Origin of the sequence: Pseudomonas orientalis (assembly GCF_002934065.1) — a bacterium.
GTDB lineage: Bacteria > Pseudomonadota > Gammaproteobacteria > Pseudomonadales > Pseudomonadaceae > Aquipseudomonas > Aquipseudomonas orientalis_A.
Genome location: NZ_CP018049.1, coordinates 1,396,904 through 1,417,849, shown reverse-complemented (window position 1 = coordinate 1,417,849; position 20,946 = coordinate 1,396,904). Strand labels below are relative to the sequence as shown.

Genomic DNA, 20,946 nt, shown 5'->3' with positions numbered 1-20,946 from the left:
ACCCTTTATACGGCCATCAGGTCCTTTTCTTTTTCTTCGGTGGCCTTGGTGATCTGGGCCTCCGCATCCTTGGTCAGCTTATCGATATCGGCAACGGCGCGACGCTCTTCGTCTTCGCTGATTTCCTTGTCCTTGACCAGCTTCTTCAGATCACCCAATGCATCGCGACGGATGTTGCGCACGGCCACGCGTGCATCTTCAGCCGCGCTGCGCGCCTGCTTGGTGAAGCCCTTGCGGGTTTCTTCGGTCAGGGCAGGCATGGAGATCAGCAGCAACTCGCCCAGGTTGGTCGGGTTGAGGTTCAAGCCGGCGCTCTGAATAGCCTTGTCGACAGCGCCGAGCATGTTGCGCTCGAAAGCCACGACCTGCAGGGTGCGCGAGTCTTTTACAGTGATGTTGGCCACCTGGGTGATGGAGGTGTCCGTACCGTAGTACGGCACCATCACGCTGCCCAGGATGCTCGGGTGCGCCTTGCCGGTACGGATCTGGCCGAACGCGTGGTTCAGAGACTCCAGGGATTTTTGCATACGGTCTTGAGCGTCTTTCTTGATTTCGTTGATCATTGTTGGCCTTCCTCGATCAGAGTCCCTTCCGCACCGCCGTGTACGATATTCAGCAGGGCGCCGGGCTTGTTCATGTTAAATACGCGCAGCGGCATCTTGTGGTCGCGGCACAGGCAGATTGCCGTCAGGTCCATCACACCCAGCTTGCGATCCAGTACTTCATCGTAGGTCAGATGATCGAACTTCTCGGCATGCGGGTCTTTGAATGGATCTGCAGTGTATACGCCATCCACCTTGGTCGCCTTCAGCACCACGTCAGCGTCGATTTCGATGGCGCGCAGACACGCGGCCGAATCAGTGGTGAAGAACGGGTTACCGGTGCCTGCGGCAAAGATCACCACTTCCTTGGAATTCAGGTGGCGCATGGCTTTGCGGCGATCATAGTGATCGGTCACGCCGACCATGGAAATCGCCGACATCACGATCGCCGAGATATTGGCGCGCTCCAGGGCGTCACGCATGGCCAGGGCATTCATCACAGTGGCCAGCATGCCCATGTGGTCGCCAGTGACCCGATCCATGCCGGCGGCACTCAGCGCCGCGCCGCGGAACAGGTTGCCGCCGCCGATCACCAGGCCCACCTGAACACCGATGCCGACCAGTTGGCCGACTTCGAGCGCCATGCGGTCAAGCACCTTGGGGTCGATCCCGAACTCTTCCGAGCCCATCAGGGCCTCGCCGCTGAGCTTGAGTAGAATGCGTTTATAGCGAGCCTGATAACCACTGCCCTGCTGAGCCATTGCGAATCTCTCCTGCGGCGTATTTTTTAAAAATTCTTGGCAAGCCGTTTACGGCTTGCGTTCACTCTAGCTGGACGCTATCACAGCGCCATCGGAACACGGCTTTGTAAGCCAGTTCCGACAGGAAGCCAAATAAAATTAGCCTTCCCATTTGAAAAGAGGCTGCGCGCGTGAGCGGGCAGCCTCTTTCGGGCGACAGTTGAAAACTGTCTTATTGCTTGGCGGCAGCCAACTGGGCGGCAACTTCTTCAGCGAAGTTGTCGACCGGCTTCTCGATGCCTTCGCCTACCTTGAAGTAGGTGAAGGAAACGATTTCAGCACCGGCTTTCTTGGCCAGTTCGCCGACCTTGATTTCAGGGTTCTTGACGAACGCCTGCTCTACCAGGCTTGCTTCAGCCAGGAACTTGCTGATGCGGCCCTTGATCATGTTTTCAACGATATTCTCTGGCTTGCCGGCGATCTTGTCGGCGTTCAGGCTCAGGAACACGGCTTTTTCACGTTCGATGGCGTCGGCGGACACTTCCGAAGGCAGCAGGAACTCAGGGTTGCTGGCCGCCACGTGCATAGCGATGTCTTTGGCCAGCTCAACGTCGCCGCCCTTCAGAACGACGGCTACGCCGATCTTGTTGCCGTGCAGGTAGCCACCCACAACGTCACCTTCAACACGAACCAGGCGACGGATGTTGACGTTTTCGCCAACCTTGCCGACCAGTACCAGGCGATCGGCTTCTTGAGCTTCGATCAGCGGAGCAGCGTCAGTCATTTTCTCGGCGAACGCTTTTTCAACGCTGGCAGCAACGAATGCCTTGAAGTCATCCTGCAGAGCCAGGAAGTCGGTCTGGGAGTTCACTTCCAGCAGAACGGCGGATTTGCCGTCTTCTTTCAGAGCGATCGCGCCTTCAGCAGCGACGTTGCCGGCTTTCTTGGCAGCCTTGATGGCGCCGGAAGCACGCATGTCGTCGATGGCTTTTTCGATGTCGCCGCCGGCCTTGGTCAAGGCCTTTTTGCAATCCATCATGCCTTCGCCGGTACGCTCACGCAGTTCTTTAACCAACGCTGCAGTAATCTCTGCCATTTCAAAATCCTCTTGGATAGGTTTTCAACCATTCCACCCGATCAAACGGGCGATCAATTCTTCCCGAACCACCGTTGTTAGCCGCTGCACGTTACAGTCACTAGGTTGCGCCGTCACAAGTGAGCGCCGACAAACGGTTTTCGAGGTGGCAAAAAGGGGGCCAAGCCCCCTTTTTGCTTACTGAGTCAACGCCAGGGCGTCAGTTACTCAGCGGCAGCTACCGGAGCTTCTTCAACGAACTGCTCGGTACCACCAGCAACGTGGTTGCGACCACGGATTACAGCGTCAGCCATCGAACCCATGTACAGCTGGATAGCGCGGATTGCGTCATCGTTGCCTGGGATGATGTAGTCAACGCCTTCCGGGCTGCTGTTGGTATCGACTACGCCGATAACAGGGATGCCCAGCTTGTTGGCTTCGGTAATCGCGATGCGCTCGTGATCAACGTCGATAACGAACAGTGCGTCAGGCAGACCGCCCATGTCCTTGATACCACCCAGGGAACGATCGAGCTTTTCCAGGTCGCGAGTGCGCATCAGCGCCTCTTTCTTGGTCAGCTTGGCGAAAGTACCGTCTTCGGCTTGCACTTCAAGGTCACGCAGACGCTTGATGGAAGCACGGATGGTTTTGAAGTTGGTCAGCATGCCGCCCAACCAGCGGTGATCGACGTACGGCGAACCGCAACGTGCTGCTTCTTCAGCAACGATCTTGCCAGCGGAACGCTTGGTGCCGACGAACAGAATCTTGTTTTTGCCCTGAGCCAGGCGCTCTACGAAGGTCAGCGCTTCGTTGAACATTGGCAGGGTTTTTTCAAGGTTGATAATGTGGATCTTGTTACGTGCGCCGAAAATGTACTTACCCATTTTCGGGTTCCAGTAACGGGTCTGGTGACCGAAGTGCACACCGGCCTTCAGCATATCGCGCATGTTGACTTGGGACATGATAGTTCCTTAATAAGTCGGGTTTGGCCTCCACGTATCCCAATGACCAACCAGCGGCATCAAGGCCTCCGGCACCCAGGTCATCGTGTCGACACGTGTGTGGATTTAAGCTCTGCGGGGTATCCCCGGAAAGCGGCGCATTTTATACCACAGCATCGGCAAAAACGGAACACGCATTCACGTTTGCCGCGCGTCGCGTTCATGTAACCCCTTGAATAGAGCCGATCTACCCCTACCTTATAGAGAGAAGCGATCATCAGAGGCTCATGATTTGACGCCATCGTCTGTTAGAATCGCGTTTTTTGTGGCTTGTGCGAATTCTGCAACCTTTTGTAGCACGCCCGTGAACCGAATTGATTTCAGCGTATTGCGCTAGAGAGAGCCTGTATGACCGTGAGTTTGAAAACCGCCGAAGACATCGCCGGCATGCGCATTGCCGGCAAGCTGGCCGCCGACGTGCTGGAAATGATCGCCGAGCACGTCAAGCCCGGCGTGACCACCGAGGAACTGAACCGAATCTGCCACGACTATATAGTCAACGTGCAAGGCGCCATCCCTGCACCGCTGAACTACAAGGGCTTTCCCAAGTCGATCTGCACCTCGGTCAACCACGTGGTTTGCCACGGAATCCCAGGTGACAAGCCGTTGAAGGATGGCGACACCCTGAACATCGACGTCACCGTGATCAAGGACCGCTACTTCGGCGACACCAGCCGCATGTTCCATGTCGGCACCGTGGCGCCGTGGGCCGAGCGCCTGTCCCAAGTGACCCAGGAATGCATGTACAAGGCCATCGAGATCGTCAAGCCTGGCTGCCGCCTGGGCGATATCGGTGAAGTGATCCAGAAGCACGCCGAAAAGAACGGTTTTTCGGTGGTTCGCGAGTTCTGCGGCCACGGCATCGGCACCGTGTTCCATGAAGAACCGCAGATCCTGCACTACGGCCGCGCCGGCACCGGCATGGAACTCAAGGCCGGCATGACCTTTACCATCGAGCCCATGATCAACCAGGGCAAGGCTGATACCAAGGTGCTGGGCGACGGCTGGACCGCCATCACCAAGGATCGCAAGCTCTCGGCGCAGTGGGAACACACCCTGCTGGTCACCGAGACCGGCTACGAGATTTTCACCCTGCGCGCCGACGACACGATTCCACGCGTATCGGCGTAAAGGCCGGACAGGTTTTCCCAACGGTGTAATGACTGACTGACAGATAGAAAGGAAAGCCGATCGATGCCCCAGGTGGATCCCGAACTCTTCGACCGTGGCCAGTTCCAGGCCGAACTGGCGTTGAAGGCAAGCCCCATCGCCGCGTTCAAGAAGGCGATCCGCCAGGCGCGCGAGGTGCTCGACGCACGTTTTCGCAGCGGCCGCGACATACGACGGCTGATTGAGGACCGCGCCTGGTTTGTCGACAATATCCTGCAAAAAGCCTGGGAACAGTTCAACTGGAGCACCGAGGCGGATATCGCCCTGGTGGCGGTCGGCGGCTACGGGCGTGGCGAGTTGCACCCCTACTCCGACATCGACCTGCTGATCCTGCTGGGCAGCGCCGACCATGAAATTTTTCGCGATTCCATCGAGCGCTTTCTGACGCTGCTGTGGGACATCGGCCTGGAAGTCGGCCAGAGCGTACGCTCGGTCGAAGAGTGCGCCGAAGAGGCCCGCGCCGACTTGACTGTGGTCACCAACCTGATGGAAAGCCGTACCATCTGTGGCCCCGAGCGTCTGCGCCAGCGCATGCTCGAAGTCACCAGCACCGCGCACATGTGGCCAAGCAAGGAGTTCTTCCTGGCCAAGCGCGCCGAGCAAAAGGCACGGCACCACAAATACAACGACACCGAATACAACCTGGAACCCAACGTCAAGGGTTCGCCGGGCGGGCTGCGCGATATCCAGACGATTTTGTGGGTGGCCCGTCGTCAGTACGGCACCCTGAACCTGCGCGCCCTGGCCGGCGAGGGTTTTCTGGTGGAGAGCGAAAACACCCTGCTGGCCTCGTCCCAGGAGTTCCTGTGGAAGGTGCGCTACGCCCTGCACATGCTTGCCGGGCGCTCCGAGGACCGCCTGCTGTTCGACCATCAGCGCTCCATCGCCACCCTGCTGGGTTTTGAAGGCGAAGATGCGAAGACCAGCATCGAAAGCTTCATGCAGCAGTATTACCGGGTGGTGATGAGCATCGCGCAGCTCAGCGACCTGATCATCCAGCACTTCGAAGAAGTGATCCTGGCGCCCGAAGACGAAGCGCCGCCGCAGCCGATCAACGCACGCTTCCAGCTGCATGATGGCTATATCGAGGCGCGCAACGACAACGTGTTCCGCCGCACGCCGTTCGCCATGCTGGAAATCTTCGTGTTGATGGCCCAGCAGCCGGAAATCAAAGGCGTGCGCGCCGACACCATCCGCCTGCTGCGGGAAAACCGTCATCTGATCGACGACGCGTTTCGTCACGACATCCGCAACACCAGCCTGTTTATCGAGCTGTTCAAGTGCAAGATCGGCATCCACCGCAACCTGCGGCGGATGAACCGTTACGGCATCCTCGGGCGCTATCTGCCGGAGTTCGGCTTTATCGTCGGGCAGATGCAGCATGACCTGTTCCACATCTATACCGTGGACGCCCACACCCTGAACCTGATCAAGCACTTGCGTAAGTTGCAGTACACCCAGGTGTCAGAGAAATTCCCACTGGCCAGCAAGCTCATGGCCAAGCTGCCCAAGCCGGAACTGATTTACCTGGCTGGCCTGTACCACGACATCGGCAAAGGTCGACATGGCGACCACTCGGAAATCGGCGCGGTCGATGCCGAAGCGTTCTGCCAGCGCCACCAGTTACCGTTGTGGGACAGCCGCCTGATTGTCTGGCTGGTGCAGAACCACCTGGTCATGTCGACCACTGCCCAGCGCAAGGACTTGTCCGATCCGCAAGTCATCCACGACTTCGCGCAGATCGTCGGCGATGAAACCCGCCTCGACTACCTCTACGTGCTGACCGTCTCCGACATCAATGCCACCAACCCCACGCTCTGGAATTCCTGGCGCGCCAGCCTGTTGCGCCAGTTGTACACCGAGACCAAGCGCGCCCTGCGCCGTGGCCTGGAAAACCCGGTGGACCGTGAAGAGCAGATCCGCCGCACCCAAAACGCGGCCCTGGATATCCTGGTGCGCGGCGGCAACGACCCGGATGACGTCGAGCAACTGTGGTCGCAACTGGGTGATGATTACTTCCTGCGCCATACCGCCGGCGATGTCGCCTGGCACAGTGACGCCATTCTTCAACAGCCGCCCGAGGGTGACCCGCTGGTGCTGATCAAGGAAACCACCCAGCGCGAATTCGAAGGCGGCACGCAGATCTTCATCTACGCGCCGGACCAGCACGACTTCTTCGCCGTAACCGTTGCAGCCATGGACCAGCTGAACCTGAACATTCATGACGCCCGGGTGATCACCTCCAGCAGCCAGTTCACCCTCGACACCTATATTGTGCTCGACACCGATGGCGACTCGATTGGCGATAATCCGGTGCGCGTCAAGAAGATCCGTGAAGGCCTGACCGAAGCCCTGCGCAATCCGGATGATTACCCGACCATCATCCAGCGCCGCGTACCGCGCCAGCTCAAGCACTTTGCCTTTGCGCCCCAGGTGACTATTTCCAACGACGCCCAGCGTCCGGTCACCGTTCTGGAGCTCAGCGCGCCGGACCGGCCGGGTCTGCTGGCGCGGATTGGCGGGATTTTCCTGGAGTTCGACCTGTCGCTGCAAAACGCAAAGATCGCGACCCTCGGCGAGCGCGTGGAAGACGTATTCTTCATCACCGACGCCGATAACCAGCCGCTGTCCGACCCGGAGCTGTGCCGCCGCTTGCAGGCTGCGATCGTGGAGCAATTGAGCGTCACCCAGGAACCGGGCGTCGAGCTGACACGCTTGACCCTATGAACACCGGGCTTATGTGGGAGGGAGCTTGCTCCCGATAGCAGTGGATCAGATAACAATCAGCTGACTGACACAACGCAATCGGGAGCAAGCCCCCTCCCACATTTAATTTTCGCCGGCAACCAGACCGCGTGCCGACAACTGAATTTGACGAGACTTGCGATGAACAACGCCCTGAACCAGCTGCAGCCCTACCCGTTCGAAAAACTGCGCGCACTGCTCGGCAGCGTCACACCAAACCCGGACAAACGTCCGATTGCGCTGTCCATCGGCGAACCCAAGCACAAATCTCCGGCGTTCGTCGCCGAGGCGCTGAGCAACAACCTCGACCAGATGGCGGTGTACCCCACCACACTGGGCATCCCCGCACTGCGCGAGGCGATTGGCGCCTGGTGTGAGCGTCGCTTCAACGTACCTGCAGGCTGGCTGGACCCGGCGCGCAACATCCTGCCGGTCAACGGTACGCGAGAAGCGCTGTTCGCCTTTACCCAGACCGTGGTCAATCGCGGTGACGAGGCGCTGGTGGTCAGCCCGAACCCGTTCTACCAGATCTATGAAGGCGCCGCGTTCCTGGCCGGGGCCAAGCCGCATTACCTGGCGTGCCTGGACACCAATGGTTTCAACCCGGACTTCGATGCCGTGTCTCCAGACATCTGGAAACGTTGCCAGATCCTGTTCCTGTGCTCCCCGGGCAACCCGACCGGCGCGCTGATTCCGCTGGACACCCTGAAAAAGCTGATCGCCCTGGCCGACGAGTACGACTTCGTGATCGCCGCCGACGAATGCTATAGCGAGCTGTACTTTGACGAGCAAACCCCGCCACCAGGCCTGTTGAGTGCCTGCGTCGAACTGGGACGTCAAGACTTCAAGCGTTGTGTGGTGTTCCACAGCCTGTCCAAGCGTTCCAACCTGCCCGGCCTGCGCTCGGGCTTTGTCGCCGGCGACGCCGACATCCTTAAGGCGTTCTTGCTGTATCGCACCTATCACGGCTGCGCGATGCCGGTGCAAACCCAGTTGGCCAGCATTGCAGCCTGGCAGGACGAGGCCCACGTACTGGCCAACCGTGACCTGTATCGCGAAAAGTTCGACGCAGTGCTGGCGATCCTCAAGCCGGTGCTGGATGTGCGCAGCCCGGACGGCGGCTTTTATCTGTGGCCGGATGTAAACGGTGACGACGCAGCGTTCTGTCGTGATTTGTTCGTGGAAGAACATGTGACGGTGGTGCCGGGCTCTTACCTGTCCCGCGAAGTCGATGGTTTCAACCCAGGCGCAGGACGTGTGCGCCTGGCATTGGTTGCACCCTTGGCCGAATGCGTCGAAGCGGCTGAGCGGATTCGCGCTTTCATTCAGCGTCGCGTTTGAATTTCAGGCCGCTCCCCCACCATGGGAGCGGCCATTACCGATGTATCTTGCAACCCATAAACGGGAACAAAGCCTGTTAAATGCTCCACCCACGTTCATCCGGTACAAATGCTCAGGTGAACGAAATGCCCCTCACAATCCCAACCAGCCCCATCTCTCCTCACTCCGTGAGCGCACCTGCAAGTAGACGTAAACGCGGCGTCGCCATGCCCGACAAACTCTGGCCTCAACATTCAGTGCTGACCATCTCGCGGCTGAACATGACCCAGGAACAAAAGGATCTGGTAAAGCACAACATCAATAAATGGGCGCCGCACACCAATCTCTACTTCAAGTTCATTGACAGCCCCGACGGCGATATACGCATCACGGCAGACAATACCACTGGCCCTGGATGGTCAAAAGTGGGTACCGATGCCAAAAAGGTTGCGTTATCCGAGCCCACCATGGGCATCAGCTTCACACGCTCCGCCGACAGCGTCGCCGCCACGATCCAGCATGAATTCGGCCATGCCTTGGGCTTGAAACACGAGCACCAGCACCCTGACCGGACATTGGACTTGAACAGGCAGAATATCTATGACGAGTACGAATCGCGGGGACAATTCAGCTATGAGGCCGATAACGATATCGTCAGTACATTTTCGCGCAGCCAGGTAAAGACCTCTGCAGACTATGATGACAAATCCATCATGCACTATGGCTTTCCCGCTTCACGGCTCAACAGCGGCGCCCCTATACCGCGCAACTTCAAACTGTCTGAAGGCGATAAAAAGTTCATGCAGTCGCTTTATCCAGAAGATCAGACACTGTTGGGCAAAGTGCTCAGCTCAAGCATCCGTGCAATGATCAGCAGCACCACTACTTGATACTTCCCAAGTTCGCTTCACTCATATCCAGGTCGGCCAATACTTCGCGCAGTACATCGTCGCCAATCTGGTGTTGACGACTCAAACGGTAGAGCTCCAGGCGCTGTGCGCGTAGCGCCTTGAGCCTCAGCCTGCGCTCCAGCAGATCCATCTGCAACGCCAGTGCCTGGGCCTCGGCCGAGTCATTGAATACGTCCAACTGGTGGCGATACTCCGCCATCAGCCGCGCCTTGAGTTCGGTGGCCAATGCCGCTTGAGCGGCGTCCGGCGTTTGGGCTTCGACGGGTTCTTCGACCTCCAGCGCATGGATCGCCGCCACGGCGGTCTTTTTCCAGGCTTCGCGCACTTCGTTGTGGCGCTTTTCATCCGGGCCTTTCTCGACACCACGCAGCAGCAATGGCAGGGCAATACAGGCAGCCACCAGCGACAAAAGAATCACCCCGGCTGCGATAAAGATCAGCAGGTCACGCTCGGGGAAGTCCTGGCCCGGGGCCATCAGCAACGGCACCGACATGACACCTGCCAACGTCACCGCACCGCGCACACCGCCGACGGTCAACAACCAGCAGGAACGGGCCGTCGGCACCAGGGTCAGCGCACCTTTGCCACGCAGCCTGCGCAGCAGACCCGACAGCCGCCAGATGCTCTGCACCCAGATAAAGCGCAATACCACCAGCACCAGGAAGATCGCCACCACATCCAGGCAGCGATACATCAGGGTGGGCCACAACGTGGCTTCATGACTGACCACGGCCTTGACGATGTCCGGCAGTTGCAGACCGAGCAGCAGGAAGATCAAACCGTTGAAGGCAAACTCGAGCAACGACCACACGCTGCGGTTGAGCAGACGCGTGCTGGTCTGGCGCGGCAACAGGTCGAGCCAGCTTTGCATCATGCCTGCCGCCACCGCCGAGAGAATGCCGGACGCGCCCAGGCGTTCAGCCAGTACATAGGCAGCAAAGGGCAGCAACAACATGAACACCACATGGGTCGCCGGGTCATCCCAGCCTCGCGCGATCATCCAGGCGCGCAGGCGGCCGACCAGCCAGCTCAGCGCCACCCCGATCGCCAGCCCGCCCACAGCCACCAGTACAAACGTCAGACTGGCATCGGCCAGCGAAAACACGCCGGTCAATGCCGCCGCCAGGGCAAATTTGAAGGTCACCAAGCCCGAAGCGTCATTCATCAAGGCTTCGCCTTGAAGCATGTGCATCAGCGGCTTGGGCAAACGATTCTGGGAAATGGCCGACACCGCCACGGCGTCCGTGGGCGACAACACCGCTGCCAGGGCAAAGGCCACGGGCAAGGGAATCGAGGGCAGCAACCAATGAATGAAGTATCCGGCGCCGACCACGGTGAACAGCACCAGACCGACTGCCAACGTCAGGATCGGCCCGCGCAGGCGCCACAATTCACGCTTGGGCATGCGCCAGCCATCGGAAAACAGCAACGGCGGCAAGAACAGAAACAGAAACAGCTCCGGGTCCAGTGCCACGTGCAGGCCCAACGTGGGCCAGGCGAGCAAGGCACCGGCGGCGATCTGCAGCAACGGCAAGGGCAGCGGGATGATGCGCCCGACCAGGCGCGAAACGCTGACCAGCATCAGCAGGATAAGAACGGTGTAGGCGGTTTGCATAACGCGGGGTTCCCGGACAATCGACTTGCAATGACACACATCAGGCAACAACTGGCCGTCGAAGTGCCTTACTACTCCGCTATGTTACCCGCCTGTACCGCGCACTGGCGTTTACACAAACGTCGCATCCTGCTGACGAGCGGAGCCGAAACGCGCCGAGCGTGGCATAATCCGCGATCTTCCATTTTTCATTCGTCCAGAGGAGGGCAATTCCTTGACTGCTTCAAGCAAAACCTTGCACCTTTTCGGCATCAAAGCCTGCGACACCATGAAAAAGGCGCGCACCTGGCTCGATGAGCATGCGGTGACCTATGAGTTCCATGACTACAAAACGGCCGGTATCGACCGCGAACACTTGACCCAATGGTGCAACGAGCACGGTTGGCAGGTGGTGTTGAACCGTGCAGGCACCACCTTTCGCAAACTCGAAGACGAACGCAAAGCCGATCTCGATCAGCCGAAAGCCATTGAGTTGATGCTCGCACAACCCTCGATGATCAAGCGCCCGGTGCTCGATCTCGGTGACAGAACCCTGATTGGCTTCAAGCCAGATAGTTATTCGGCGGCCCTCAAGTAGGCCAGCCTTCCATTTTTGTAGAGGTAACAGCATGTCCCATTCCCTGTTCAGCCTGGGCTTCGGCGTCGGCACTCAGAACCGCCAAGGTGCTTGGCTGGAAGTGTTTTACGCACAGCCGCTGCTCAATCCACCGGCTGAAATCGTCGCGGCCATCGCGCCGATCCTGGGTTACACCGAAGGTAATCAAGCGATCACGTTCACCATCAGCCAGGCGCTGCAATTGGCTGATGCACTCAAAAATGTCGACGCGACCCAAGCCGCGCTGCTCAATCGGCTCGCCGAAAGCCACACCCCGCTGGTCGCGACGCTGCTGGCCGAAGACGCCGCACTGACCTCCACGCCTGAGGCTTACCTCAAGCTGCACCTGCTGTCCCATCGCCTGGTCAAGCCTCACGGCTTGAGCCTGGCCGGTGTGTTCCCGCAGCTGCCGAACGTGGCGTGGACCAGCCAGGGCGCCATCGATATCGCTGAGCTGGCCGAACGCCAGCTGGAAGCGCGCCTGCGAGGCGAGCTGCTGGAAGTGTTCTCGGTGGACAAGTTCCCGAAAATGACCGACTACGTGGTGCCGAGCGGTGTGCGTATCGCTGACGCTGCGCGCCTGCGCCTGGGCGCCTACGTTGGCGAAGGCACCACCGTGATGCACGAAGGCTTCGTCAACTTCAACGCCGGCACCGAAGGCCCGGGCATGATCGAAGGCCGCGTATCGGCGGGCGTATTCGTCGGCAAGGGCTCGGACCTGGGCGGCGGTTGCTCCACCATGGGCACCCTGTCGGGCGGCGGCAACATCGTGATCAAGGTGGGCGAAGGCTGCCTGATCGGCGCCAACGCCGGTATCGGTATCCCGTTGGGCGACCGCAACACCGTGGAGTCCGGCCTGTATGTGACCGCCGGGACCAAAGTGGCGTTGCTGGACGAGAAGAACCAACTGGTCAAAGTGGTCAAGGCGCGTGAACTGGCCGGCCAGCCGGACCTGCTGTTCCGCCGCAACTCCGAGACCGGTGCCGTGGAGTGCAAAACCCACAAATCGGCCATCGAACTGAACGAAGCGCTGCACGCTCACAACTAAGCAGCCACTCGATGCCCCCTGGCGGGTCGCACCTCTGGTTGCGGCTCGCTTATACGAGTTTTGAACATCATGCTTGTGCCCTCCCCCTGGCGCGCTGACTTTCCAGCCATCGCCACCCTGCAACGGCAAGACCAGACCTACCTGGACAGCGCCGCTACCACGCAGAAACCTCAAGCCCTGTTGGACGCGATCAGCCATTACTACGCCAATGGCGCAGCCAATGTGCACCGTGCCCAGCATTTGCCGGGGGCCCATGCGACCCAGGCGTTTGAGGACAGTCGCAGCAAGGTGGCGCAGTGGTTGAATGCGGGCGACAGCGGGCAGGTGGTGTTTACCCACGGCGCAACTTCTGCGCTGAACCTCCTGGCCTATGGCCTGGAGCATTTATTCAATGCGGGCGATGAGATTGCCATCAGCGCCCTGGAGCACCACGCCAACCTGCTGCCCTGGCAGCAACTGGCAAAACGTCGCGCGCTCACGCTGGTGGTATTGCCCCTGGACGATGACGGCGTGATTGACCTTGAAGCCGCCGCCACCTTGATCGGTCCGCGCACGCGGTTGCTGGCAGTGAGCCAGTTGTCCAACGTGCTCGGCGCGTGGCAGCCGCTGGAAGCCTTGTCAAAAATGGCTAAGACGCACGGCGCCCTTACTGTGGTGGATGGCGCGCAAGGCATCGTCCATGGTCGCCACGATGTGCAAGCCCTGGGCTGCGACTTCTATGTATTTTCCAGTCACAAACTCTACGGCCCGGACGGCGTTGGCGTGCTGTATGGCCGCACTGAGTCCCTGCATCACTTGCGTCACTGGCAGTTCGGCGGCGAGATGGTGCAACAGGCGGACTACCACAGCGCCAGTTTCCGCCCTGCCCCGCTGGGGTTTGAAGCCGGCACGCCGCCGATTGCCGGCGTGATCGGCCTGGGGGCGACGCTGGATTACCTGGCTTCGCTGGATCAACAGGCGGTGGTCAGCCACGAAGCGGCGCTGCACGACTATTTATTGCGCGGCTTGAAAGCGCGCAATGGCGTGCGCGTATTGGGTACGCCGCAGGTGGCACTGGCCAGTTTTGTGGTCGAGGGCGTACACAACGCCGACCTTGCGCACCTGCTGACCGAGCAGGGGATTGCCGTGCGTGCCGGTCATCATTGTGCGATGCCGTTGCTCAAGACATTGCAGCTATCGGGCGCGATTCGTGTGTCCCTGGCGCTGTACAACGATTCCGATGATCTGGAGCGCTTCTTTGAAGCGCTGGACCAGGCGCTGGACATGCTGCGATGAGCTTGCCTGAACAGGCAGCCACCGCACTTGAGGCGTTCCAGGCCGTAGGCGGCTGGGAGCAACGTGCACGCCTGTTGATGCAATGGGGCGAGCAACTGCCGGCGCTGGCGGAGGCAGACAAGGTCGACGCCAACCTAGTACACGGCTGCGAAAGCCTGGTGTGGCTGGTGGGCCACTTGCAGGACGGCCATTGGCAGTTTGCCGCCAGCAGCGATGCGCGGATGATTCGTGGGTTGGTGGCATTGCTGCTGGCCCGGGTCAACGGCTTGTCGACTGATCAATTGCAAGCGGTTGACCTGCCTGACTGGTTCAATCAACTGGGCTTGTCGCGCCAGTTGTCGCCGTCGCGCAGCAATGGCCTGAATGCGGTCTTGCAGCGGATGCGGGCATTGAGCCAGATAAAGGACTAAATGTGGGAGGGGGCTTGCCCCCGATGCGGTGTGTCAGCCAAAAATTTATTGGCTGATTCATCGCTATCGGGGGCAAGCCCCCTCCCACATTTTGAACCCTGTAAAGTCTGCGATTCAGGTGGGCTTGACCCGCTCCGACGGCCTGCGTACCCCGGCCACAATCTTGTCCACCGCCTTGGTCGCCGCCACCATGCCGAAGGTTGCGGTGACCATCATCACCGCGCCAAACCCTCCCGCGCAGTCAAGCTTGACCCCATCGCCGACAAAACTCTTCTGCAAACAAATGCTGCCGTCCGGCTTGGGATAGCGCAGCTGCTCGGTGGAAAACACGCACGGCACGCTGTAGTGGCGGGTCACCGTGCGTGAGAAACCGTAGTCACGGCGCAACGTGGAGCGCACTTTCGAGGCCAGCGGGTCATTGAAGGTGCGGTTGAGGTCGCACACCTGAATCAGCGTCGGATCGATCTGCCCGCCGGCGCCACCGGTAGTGATGATCTGGATCTTGCGGCGCTTGCACCAGGCAATCAGCGCCGCCTTGGCGTTGACGGCGTCGATGCAGTCGATCACGCAATCAATATTCGGGGTGATGTATTCGGCCATGGTGTCGCGGGTGACGAAGTCCGCTACCGCATGCACCGTGCAATCCGGGTTGATGCCACGCAGGCGTTCGGCCATCACCTCGACCTTGGGTTTGCCCACGGTGCTGTCCAGCGCGTGCAACTGGCGGTTGCTGTTGCTGACGCAGACGTCATCCAGGTCAAACAGCGAAATCTCGCCGACCCCGCAACGGGCGATGGCTTCCGCCGCCCACGAGCCCACGCCGCCGACCCCGACGATTGCCACATGGGCCGCTTTCAAGCGTTCCAGACCTTCAATGCCATACAAGCGGGCGACGCCTGCAAACCGCGGATCTTCTGTGCTCATGACCATTACCCTAAAAACCGGCGCGCATTATGGACTACGCCGCGACAAGTTCGAAGCGACAAGCTACAAGTAAAGAACTTAGATGGCCTTTCGCTGACTAACGTCCGGCTTTTCTTTGTCTGCTGTACGCTCAGGGAAAGGCCGGTGTAGGATGCGCGCCGGTTGGCGTAGGCCAACACCTCTTTTCGTTCCACACCCTTTGGAACCCGACATAACCATGGCATCGCGTAAATTTGGACTCAACCTGGTGATCGTGCTGGCAATTGCCGCGCTGTTCACCGGTTTCTGGGCGCTGATCAACCGCCCGGTCACCGCTCCCAACTGGCCCGAGCAGATCTCCGGTTTTTCCTACTCGCCGTTCCAGCAAGGCCAGTACCCCCAGAAAGACCAGTACCCGACCGACGAACAGATGCGTCGCGACCTCGAAATCATGAGCAAGCTGACGGACAACATCCGCACCTACTCGGTCGACGGTACGCTGGGTGATATCCCCAAGCTGGCCGAAGAGTTCGGCCTGCGGGTGACCCTGGGGATCTGGATCAGCCCGGACCTTGAGCGCAACGAGCGGGAAATCCAGCGCGCCATCGAGATCGCCAACAACTCCCGCAGTGTGGTGCGGGTGGTGGTCGGTAACGAGGCGCTGTTTCGCGAGGAAATTACCCCCGAAGCGCTGATCGTGCTGCTGGACCGGGTGCGCGCCGCCGTGAAAGTGCCGGTGACCACCTCCGAGCAATGGCACATCTGGGAAAAGAACCCGCAACTGGCCAGGCACGTCGACTTGATCGCCGCGCACATCCTGCCGTTCTGGGAATTTATTCCGATGGACAAGGCCGGCCAGTACGTACTCGACCGCGCCAGGGATCTGAAGAAACTGTTCCCGAAAAAGCCGCTGCTGCTGTCAGAGGTTGGCTGGCCGAGCAACGGGCGCATGCGCGGTGGCAATGAAACGTCGCCAGCGGACCAGGCGGTTTACCTGCGCACACTGGTTAACAAACTGAACCGCCAAGGGTTCAACTACTTCGTCATCGAAGCCTTCGACCAGCCCTGGAAGGTCAGCGACGAAGGCTCGGCCGGCGCTTATTGGGGCGTGTTCAACGCCGCGCGCCAGCAGAAATTCAACTTTGAAGGCCCGGTGGTCGCGATCCCGCAGTGGCGCGTACTGGCCATCGGCTCGGTGGTGCTGGCCCTGCTGTCCCTGACGTTGTTGATGATCGACGGTTCGGCCCTGCGCCAGCGTGGCCGCACCTTCCTCACGTTTATCGCGTTCCTGTGCGGTTCGGTACTGGTGTGGATCGGCTACGACTACAGCCAGCAATACAGCACCTGGTTCAGCGTCACCGTCGGCATCCTCCTGGCCCTCGGCGCCCTGGGTGTGTTTATCGTGTTGCTGACCGAAGCCCACGAACTGGCCGAAGCGGTGTGGACCCACAAGCGCCGGCGTGAATTCCTGCCGGTCGAGGGGGAATCGGACTACCGACCCAAAGTGTCGATCCATGTGCCGTGCTACAACGAGCCGCCGGAGATGGTCAAACAGACCCTCGACGCCCTCGCGGCGCTCGATTACCCGGACTACGAAGTCCTGATCATCGACAACAACACCAAGGACCCGGCGGTGTGGGAGCCGGTGCGCGACTACTGCGAAACCCTCGGTCCGCGCTTCAAGTTCTTCCACGTCGCGCCCCTGGCCGGTTTCAAGGGCGGAGCGCTGAACTACCTGATCCCGCACACCGCCAAGGACGCCGAAGTGATTGCGGTGATCGACTCCGATTACTGCGTGTCGCCCAATTGGCTCAAGCACATGGTGCCGCACTTCGCCGACCCGAAAATCGCCGTGGTGCAGTCGCCGCAGGATTATCGCGACCAGAACGAAAGCACCTTCAAGAAGCTCTGCTACGCCGAATACAAAGGCTTTTTCCATATCGGCATGGTCACTCGCAACGACCGTGACGCGATCATCCAGCACGGCACCATGACCATGACCCGCCGCTCGGTACTCGAAGAACTGGGCTGGGCCGACTGGTGCATCTGTGAAGACGCGGAACTTGGCCTGCGCGTGTTCGAGAAAGGCCTGTCGGCGGCGTATTACCACGACAGCTATGGCAAGGGCCTGATGCCGGATACCTTTATCGACTTCAAGAAACAGCGTTTCCGCTGGGCCTACGGTGCGATCCAGATCATCAAGCGACACACCGCCAGCCTGCTGCGCGGCAAAGGCACCGAGCTGACCCGTGGCCAGCGCTATCACTTCCTCGCGGGCTGGCTGCCGTGGGTGGCCGATGGCATGAACATCTTCTTCACCGTCGGCGCACTGCTGTGGTCGGCGGCGATGATCATCGTGCCGACCCGCGTCGATCCGCCGTTGCTGATCTTCGCGATTCCGCCGCTGGCGCTGTTCGTGTTCAAGGTGGGCAAAATCATCTTCCTGTACCGCCGTGCGGTCGGGGTGAACCTCAAGGATGCCTTCTGCGCGGCCCTGGCCGGCCTGGCGTTGTCGCACACCATCGCCAAGGCGGTGCTGTACGGTTTCTTCACCACCAGCATTCCGTTCTTTCGTACACCGAAGAACGCCGACAACCATGGCTTCTGGGTGGCGATTTCCGAGGCCCGCGAAGAAATGTTCATCATGCTGCTGTTGTGGGGCGCGGCACTGGGGATCTACCTGGTGCAAGGCCTGCCGAGCAATGACATGCGCTTCTGGGTGGTGATGCTGCTCGTGCAGTCGCTGCCGTATGTGGCCGCGTTGATCATGGCGTTTCTGTCGTCGCTGCCCAAACCGGCACCGAAGGCCGAGCCTGTCACGGCGGTGTAAAAACTTGCGTCATGCACTAAACGGCGGCCCTTGGCCGCCGTTTTGCTATAAGATAACGGCCGTTTTGTTGGATCAGGCAAGCACCGATTGCCTTATGTGGGAGGGGGCTTGCCCCCGATAGCAGCGTATCAGTCAGCTAATTTATTGCTGATAAACCGCCATCGGGGGCAAGCCCCCTCCCACATTGAATCTGCGCCGTTTCAGCACATTCGTCCTGCGCCCATTACACGCTTTCCGGAGTTTCCCCATGACGGCCCATGCCGACCTTTCGCCGACCCTTCAACTCGCCATCGACCTGATCCGTCGCCCATCGGTCACGCCGATCGATGCCGATTGCCAGAAGCTGATGATGCAGCGCCTGGGCGACGCCGGTTTCGCGCTCGAGCCGATGCGCATCGAGGACGTGGATAACTTCTGGGCCACCCATGGCCAACATGACGGCCCGGTGCTGTGCTTCGCCGGCCACACCGACGTGGTCCCCACCGGCCCGGTGCAGGCCTGGCAGAACGATCCGTTCGACGCGCTGATCGACGAGCACGGCATGCTGTGCGGGCGTGGCGCGGCGGATATGAAAGGCAGCCTGGCGGCGATGCTGGTGGCGTCGGAACGCTTCGTCAGGGATTACCCGGACCACAAGGGTTCGGTGGCTTTTTTGATCACCAGCGATGAAGAAGGCCCGGCGCACCATGGCACCAAGGCCGTGATCGAACGCCTGGCCGCGCGCAAGGAGCGCCTGGACTGGTGCATCGTCGGCGAACCGTCAAGCACCACTCTGGTGGGCGACGTGGTCAAGAACGGCCGTCGCGGCTCCCTCGGCGCCACCTTGACCGTACGCGGCGTCCAGGGCCACGTGGCCTACCCGCACCTGGCGAAGAACCCGATCCACATCGCCGCGCCGGCCCTGGCTGAACTGGCCGCCGAGCATTGGGATGACGGCAACACCTTCTTCCCGCCGACCAGTTTCCAGATCTCCAACCTCAATTCCGGCACCGGCGCCACCAACGTGATTCCCGGCGACCTGACGGCCGTGTTCAATTTCCGATTCTCCACCGAGTCCACCGTGGAAGGCTTGCAGCAGCGGGTCGCCGCGATTCTGGATAAACACGGCCTGGACTGGCATGTGGACTGGGCGCTGTCGGGCCTGCCCTTTCTCACCGAGCCGGGCGCATTGCTCGACGCGGTATCGGCCAGCATCAAGGCGATCACCGGGCGCGAGACCAAGGCGTCCACCAGTGGCGGTACGTCCGACGGCCGTTTCATCGCGACCCTGGGCACCCAGGTGGTCGAGCTGGGCCCGGTGAATGCGACGATCCATCAGGTCAACGAGCGCATCCTTGCCAGCGACCTCGATGTCTTGACCGAAATCTACTACCAGACCCTGATCAAGTTGCTCGCCTGATGCTTGCCTGCCCCCTCTGCACTGCCCCGCTCACTGCGGTGGACAATGGCGTGGCCTGCCCCGCCGGGCACCGTTTCGACCGCGCACGCCAGGGTTACCTCAACCTGCTGCCGGTGCAGCACAAGAACAGCCGCGACCCAGGCGATAACCTCGCCATGGTCGAGGCACGCCGTGATTTCCTCAACGCCGGCCACTACGCCCCGGTGGCCAGGCGCCTGGCTGAACTGGCCGCTGAACGCGCACCGCAACGCTGGGTGGACATTGGCTGTGGCGAGGGTTACTACACCGCGCAGATCGCCGATGCCCTGCCCCGCGCCGACGGCTACGCCCTGGATATTTCCAGGGAAGCGGTCAAGCGTGCATGCAAGCGCAACCCGGCGCTGACCTGGTTGATCGCCAGCATGGCCCGTGTACCGTTGGCCGACGCCAGCTGCCAGTTTCTCGCCAGCGTGTTCAGCCCGTTGGACTGGCAGGAAGCCAAGCGCCTGCTCAGCCCGGGCGGCGGCCTGATGAAGGTCGGTCCGACACGTGGTCATCTGATGGAACTGCGCGAGCGCTTGTACGACGAAGTACGCGAGTACACCGACGACAAACACCTGGCCCTGGTGCCGGATGGCATGCACCTGGCGCACAGCGAAACCCTAGAGTTCACCCTGAGCCTGGCCGAAGCCGCGGACCGCGCCAACCTGCTGGCCATGACCCCGCACGGCTGGCGCGCCAGTGCCGAGCGGCGCAGCGAGGTCATCCAAGCCGCCGAGCCGCTGCAGGTCACGGTGTCGATGCGCTACGATTATTTCGTGCTTCAATAACCTTTTTTCAGCACCCGCGAATGGATTTTCGAATCCCGCAACGAGGAACATCCATGCGCCAACCCGATATCGAGATTTACCTGAAGGACGCCGACGTCGACTACAAGGCCATCGCCGCCTGGCTGGGCGCCGCCCTGGGCCCATGCAGCGACTGGGTACAGAAGGGCCAGACCTACAAGTGCAAGGCCGGCAACGTGCCGGTAACCTGGCTGCCAAAAGCCGTGGGCAAGTGGAACAGCCTGTACCTGGAAAGCGACCAGACCCCATGGGACGACGACATCGCCTGCGCCCGCGCCGCGTTTGCCGCATTGAATGTTGAAGTGCGCTGCGCGCCGGGGACCTGGGTCGAGGAAGAGGGTGAGGAAAGTGCTGACCGCTGGATGCGCATCAGCGCGGACGGTGAAGAAGAGATCACCTGGAAAACCGCCTGACCCTGGGCAGCGAACCCAATCAAATGTGGGAGGGGGCTTGCTCCCGATAGCAGTGGCTCAGTCAATATAGCTGGTGACTGACACACTGCAATCGGGGGCAAGCCCCCTCCCACAGGGGTTCAGTGGT

At 60.4% G+C, this 20,946-nt stretch carries 18 protein-coding genes; 12 read left to right on the top strand and 6 right to left on the bottom strand.

Annotation, left to right across the window (positions count from 1 at the left end; all coding sequences use genetic code 11):
- Nucleotides 1-5: 5 nt before the first annotated feature.
- The 4 genes from frr to rpsB all read right to left on the bottom strand — a co-directional run bounded on the left by frr (nt 6) and on the right by rpsB (nt 3,319).
- Nucleotides 6-563, bottom strand: a complete 558-nt coding sequence (gene frr, locus BOP93_RS06300) for a ribosome recycling factor (protein WP_104501942.1) — start codon at nt 561-563, stop codon at nt 6-8.
- Complete coding sequence (gene pyrH, locus BOP93_RS06295; protein WP_003189161.1) at nt 560-1,303, bottom strand: UMP kinase; 744 nt, start codon at nt 1,301-1,303, stop codon at nt 560-562. The genes frr and pyrH overlap by 4 nt, the downstream gene beginning before the upstream one ends.
- 211 nt (nt 1,304-1,514) lie before the next feature.
- Nucleotides 1,515-2,378, bottom strand: coding sequence for a translation elongation factor Ts (tsf, locus tag BOP93_RS06290; protein ID WP_003189160.1), 864 nt, complete (start codon nt 2,376-2,378; stop codon nt 1,515-1,517).
- 203 nt (nt 2,379-2,581) lie between these two features.
- On the bottom strand, nt 2,582-3,319 hold the full coding sequence (gene rpsB / locus BOP93_RS06285; RefSeq protein WP_003219330.1) for a 30S ribosomal protein S2: 738 nt from the start codon (nt 3,317-3,319) through the stop codon (nt 2,582-2,584).
- A gap of 387 nt (nt 3,320-3,706) precedes the next feature.
- Between rpsB and map the strand changes: the two genes are divergently transcribed.
- The 4 genes from map (at nt 3,707) to BOP93_RS06265 (ending at nt 9,483) form a co-directional block, all read left to right on the top strand.
- Nucleotides 3,707-4,489, top strand: coding sequence for a type I methionyl aminopeptidase (gene map, locus BOP93_RS06280; protein ID WP_104501941.1), 783 nt, complete (start codon nt 3,707-3,709; stop codon nt 4,487-4,489).
- A gap of 63 nt (nt 4,490-4,552) precedes the next feature.
- Nucleotides 4,553-7,255 carry a [protein-PII] uridylyltransferase gene (locus tag BOP93_RS06275; RefSeq protein WP_104501940.1) on the top strand — a complete coding sequence of 901 codons (2,703 nt, stop codon included), beginning with the start codon at nt 4,553-4,555 and terminating at the stop codon, nt 7,253-7,255.
- Nucleotides 7,256-7,414: 159 nt separating this feature from the next.
- Nucleotides 7,415-8,614, top strand: a complete 1,200-nt coding sequence (dapC, locus tag BOP93_RS06270; protein WP_104501939.1) for a succinyldiaminopimelate transaminase — start codon at nt 7,415-7,417, stop codon at nt 8,612-8,614.
- 206 nt (nt 8,615-8,820) lie between these two features.
- Nucleotides 8,821-9,483, top strand: a complete 663-nt coding sequence (locus BOP93_RS06265; RefSeq protein ID WP_157943451.1) for a M12 family metallopeptidase — start codon at nt 8,821-8,823, stop codon at nt 9,481-9,483.
- Here BOP93_RS06265 and BOP93_RS06260 read toward each other — a convergent pair.
- Nucleotides 9,476-11,119, bottom strand: coding sequence for a Na+/H+ antiporter (locus BOP93_RS06260; RefSeq protein WP_104501937.1), 1,644 nt, complete (start codon nt 11,117-11,119; stop codon nt 9,476-9,478). The genes BOP93_RS06265 and BOP93_RS06260 overlap by 8 nt on opposite strands.
- 268 nt (nt 11,120-11,387) lie before the next feature.
- Between BOP93_RS06260 and BOP93_RS06255 the strand changes: the two genes are divergently transcribed.
- From BOP93_RS06255 to BOP93_RS06240, 4 genes are all read left to right on the top strand, one after another.
- Nucleotides 11,388-11,696, top strand: a complete 309-nt coding sequence (locus tag BOP93_RS06255; RefSeq protein WP_237140425.1) for an arsenate reductase — start codon at nt 11,388-11,390, stop codon at nt 11,694-11,696.
- Between the two features lie 31 nt (nt 11,697-11,727).
- Nucleotides 11,728-12,762, top strand: a complete 1,035-nt coding sequence (gene dapD / locus BOP93_RS06250; RefSeq protein WP_104501935.1) for a 2,3,4,5-tetrahydropyridine-2,6-dicarboxylate N-succinyltransferase — start codon at nt 11,728-11,730, stop codon at nt 12,760-12,762.
- 69 nt (nt 12,763-12,831) lie between these two features.
- Nucleotides 12,832-14,037 carry an aminotransferase class V-fold PLP-dependent enzyme gene (locus BOP93_RS06245; RefSeq protein ID WP_104501934.1) on the top strand — a complete coding sequence of 402 codons (1,206 nt, stop codon included), beginning with the start codon at nt 12,832-12,834 and terminating at the stop codon, nt 14,035-14,037.
- Nucleotides 14,034-14,447, top strand: a complete 414-nt coding sequence (locus BOP93_RS06240; protein ID WP_104501933.1) for a SufE family protein — start codon at nt 14,034-14,036, stop codon at nt 14,445-14,447. Before BOP93_RS06245 ends, BOP93_RS06240 begins: the two co-directional genes overlap by 4 nt.
- 114 nt (nt 14,448-14,561) lie before the next feature.
- On the opposite strand, the gene tcdA is transcribed toward BOP93_RS06240, so the two are convergent.
- Complete coding sequence (tcdA, locus tag BOP93_RS06235) at nt 14,562-15,371, bottom strand: tRNA cyclic N6-threonylcarbamoyladenosine(37) synthase TcdA (RefSeq protein WP_053254726.1); 810 nt, start codon at nt 15,369-15,371, stop codon at nt 14,562-14,564.
- A 217-nt stretch (nt 15,372-15,588) separates the two neighbouring features.
- Between tcdA and BOP93_RS06230 the strand changes: the two genes are divergently transcribed.
- The 4 genes from BOP93_RS06230 to BOP93_RS06215 all read left to right on the top strand — a co-directional run bounded on the left by BOP93_RS06230 (nt 15,589) and on the right by BOP93_RS06215 (nt 20,819).
- Nucleotides 15,589-18,180 carry a glycosyltransferase gene (locus BOP93_RS06230; protein WP_104501932.1) on the top strand — a complete coding sequence of 864 codons (2,592 nt, stop codon included), beginning with the start codon at nt 15,589-15,591 and terminating at the stop codon, nt 18,178-18,180.
- A gap of 247 nt (nt 18,181-18,427) precedes the next feature.
- A complete protein-coding gene (dapE, locus tag BOP93_RS06225) occupies nt 18,428-19,579 on the top strand; it encodes a succinyl-diaminopimelate desuccinylase (protein WP_104501931.1) in 1,152 nt (383 codons plus the stop codon).
- Complete coding sequence (locus BOP93_RS06220; protein ID WP_104501930.1) at nt 19,579-20,388, top strand: putative RNA methyltransferase; 810 nt, start codon at nt 19,579-19,581, stop codon at nt 20,386-20,388. Before dapE ends, BOP93_RS06220 begins: the two co-directional genes overlap by 1 nt.
- A gap of 53 nt (nt 20,389-20,441) precedes the next feature.
- A complete protein-coding gene (locus tag BOP93_RS06215; protein ID WP_104501929.1) occupies nt 20,442-20,819 on the top strand; it encodes a hypothetical protein in 378 nt (125 codons plus the stop codon).
- Nucleotides 20,820-20,946: the final 127 nt, after the last annotated feature.

Excerpts from the sequence above, each read along its gene's own strand:
- BOP93_RS06215 (WP_104501929.1), top strand. The coding sequence starts at position 20,442 with ATGCGCCAACCCGATATCGAGATTTACCTGAAGGACGCCGACGTCGAC.
- BOP93_RS06230 (WP_104501932.1), top strand. The coding sequence starts at position 15,589 with ATGGCATCGCGTAAATTTGGACTCAACCTGGTGATCGTGCTGGCAATT.
- dapE (WP_104501931.1), top strand. The coding sequence starts at position 18,428 with ATGACGGCCCATGCCGACCTTTCGCCGACCCTTCAACTCGCCATCGAC.
- BOP93_RS06275 (WP_104501940.1), top strand. The coding sequence starts at position 4,553 with ATGCCCCAGGTGGATCCCGAACTCTTCGACCGTGGCCAGTTCCAGGCC.
- BOP93_RS06260 (WP_104501937.1), bottom strand. The coding sequence starts at position 11,119 with ATGCAAACCGCCTACACCGTTCTTATCCTGCTGATGCTGGTCAGCGTT.
- tcdA (WP_053254726.1), bottom strand. The coding sequence starts at position 15,371 with ATGAGCACAGAAGATCCGCGGTTTGCAGGCGTCGCCCGCTTGTATGGC.
- dapC (WP_104501939.1), top strand. The coding sequence starts at position 7,415 with ATGAACAACGCCCTGAACCAGCTGCAGCCCTACCCGTTCGAAAAACTG.
- map (WP_104501941.1), top strand. The coding sequence starts at position 3,707 with ATGACCGTGAGTTTGAAAACCGCCGAAGACATCGCCGGCATGCGCATT.
- tsf (WP_003189160.1), bottom strand. The coding sequence starts at position 2,378 with ATGGCAGAGATTACTGCAGCGTTGGTTAAAGAACTGCGTGAGCGTACC.
- frr (WP_104501942.1), bottom strand. The coding sequence starts at position 563 with ATGATCAACGAAATCAAGAAAGACGCTCAAGACCGTATGCAAAAATCC.
- BOP93_RS06245 (WP_104501934.1), top strand. The coding sequence starts at position 12,832 with ATGCTTGTGCCCTCCCCCTGGCGCGCTGACTTTCCAGCCATCGCCACC.
- pyrH (WP_003189161.1), bottom strand. The coding sequence starts at position 1,303 with ATGGCTCAGCAGGGCAGTGGTTATCAGGCTCGCTATAAACGCATTCTA.
- BOP93_RS06240 (WP_104501933.1), top strand. The coding sequence starts at position 14,034 with ATGAGCTTGCCTGAACAGGCAGCCACCGCACTTGAGGCGTTCCAGGCC.
- BOP93_RS06265 (WP_157943451.1), top strand. The coding sequence starts at position 8,821 with ATGCCCGACAAACTCTGGCCTCAACATTCAGTGCTGACCATCTCGCGG.
- dapD (WP_104501935.1), top strand. The coding sequence starts at position 11,728 with ATGTCCCATTCCCTGTTCAGCCTGGGCTTCGGCGTCGGCACTCAGAAC.
- BOP93_RS06255 (WP_237140425.1), top strand. The coding sequence starts at position 11,388 with ATGAAAAAGGCGCGCACCTGGCTCGATGAGCATGCGGTGACCTATGAG.
- rpsB (WP_003219330.1), bottom strand. The coding sequence starts at position 3,319 with ATGTCCCAAGTCAACATGCGCGATATGCTGAAGGCCGGTGTGCACTTC.
- BOP93_RS06220 (WP_104501930.1), top strand. The coding sequence starts at position 19,579 with ATGCTTGCCTGCCCCCTCTGCACTGCCCCGCTCACTGCGGTGGACAAT.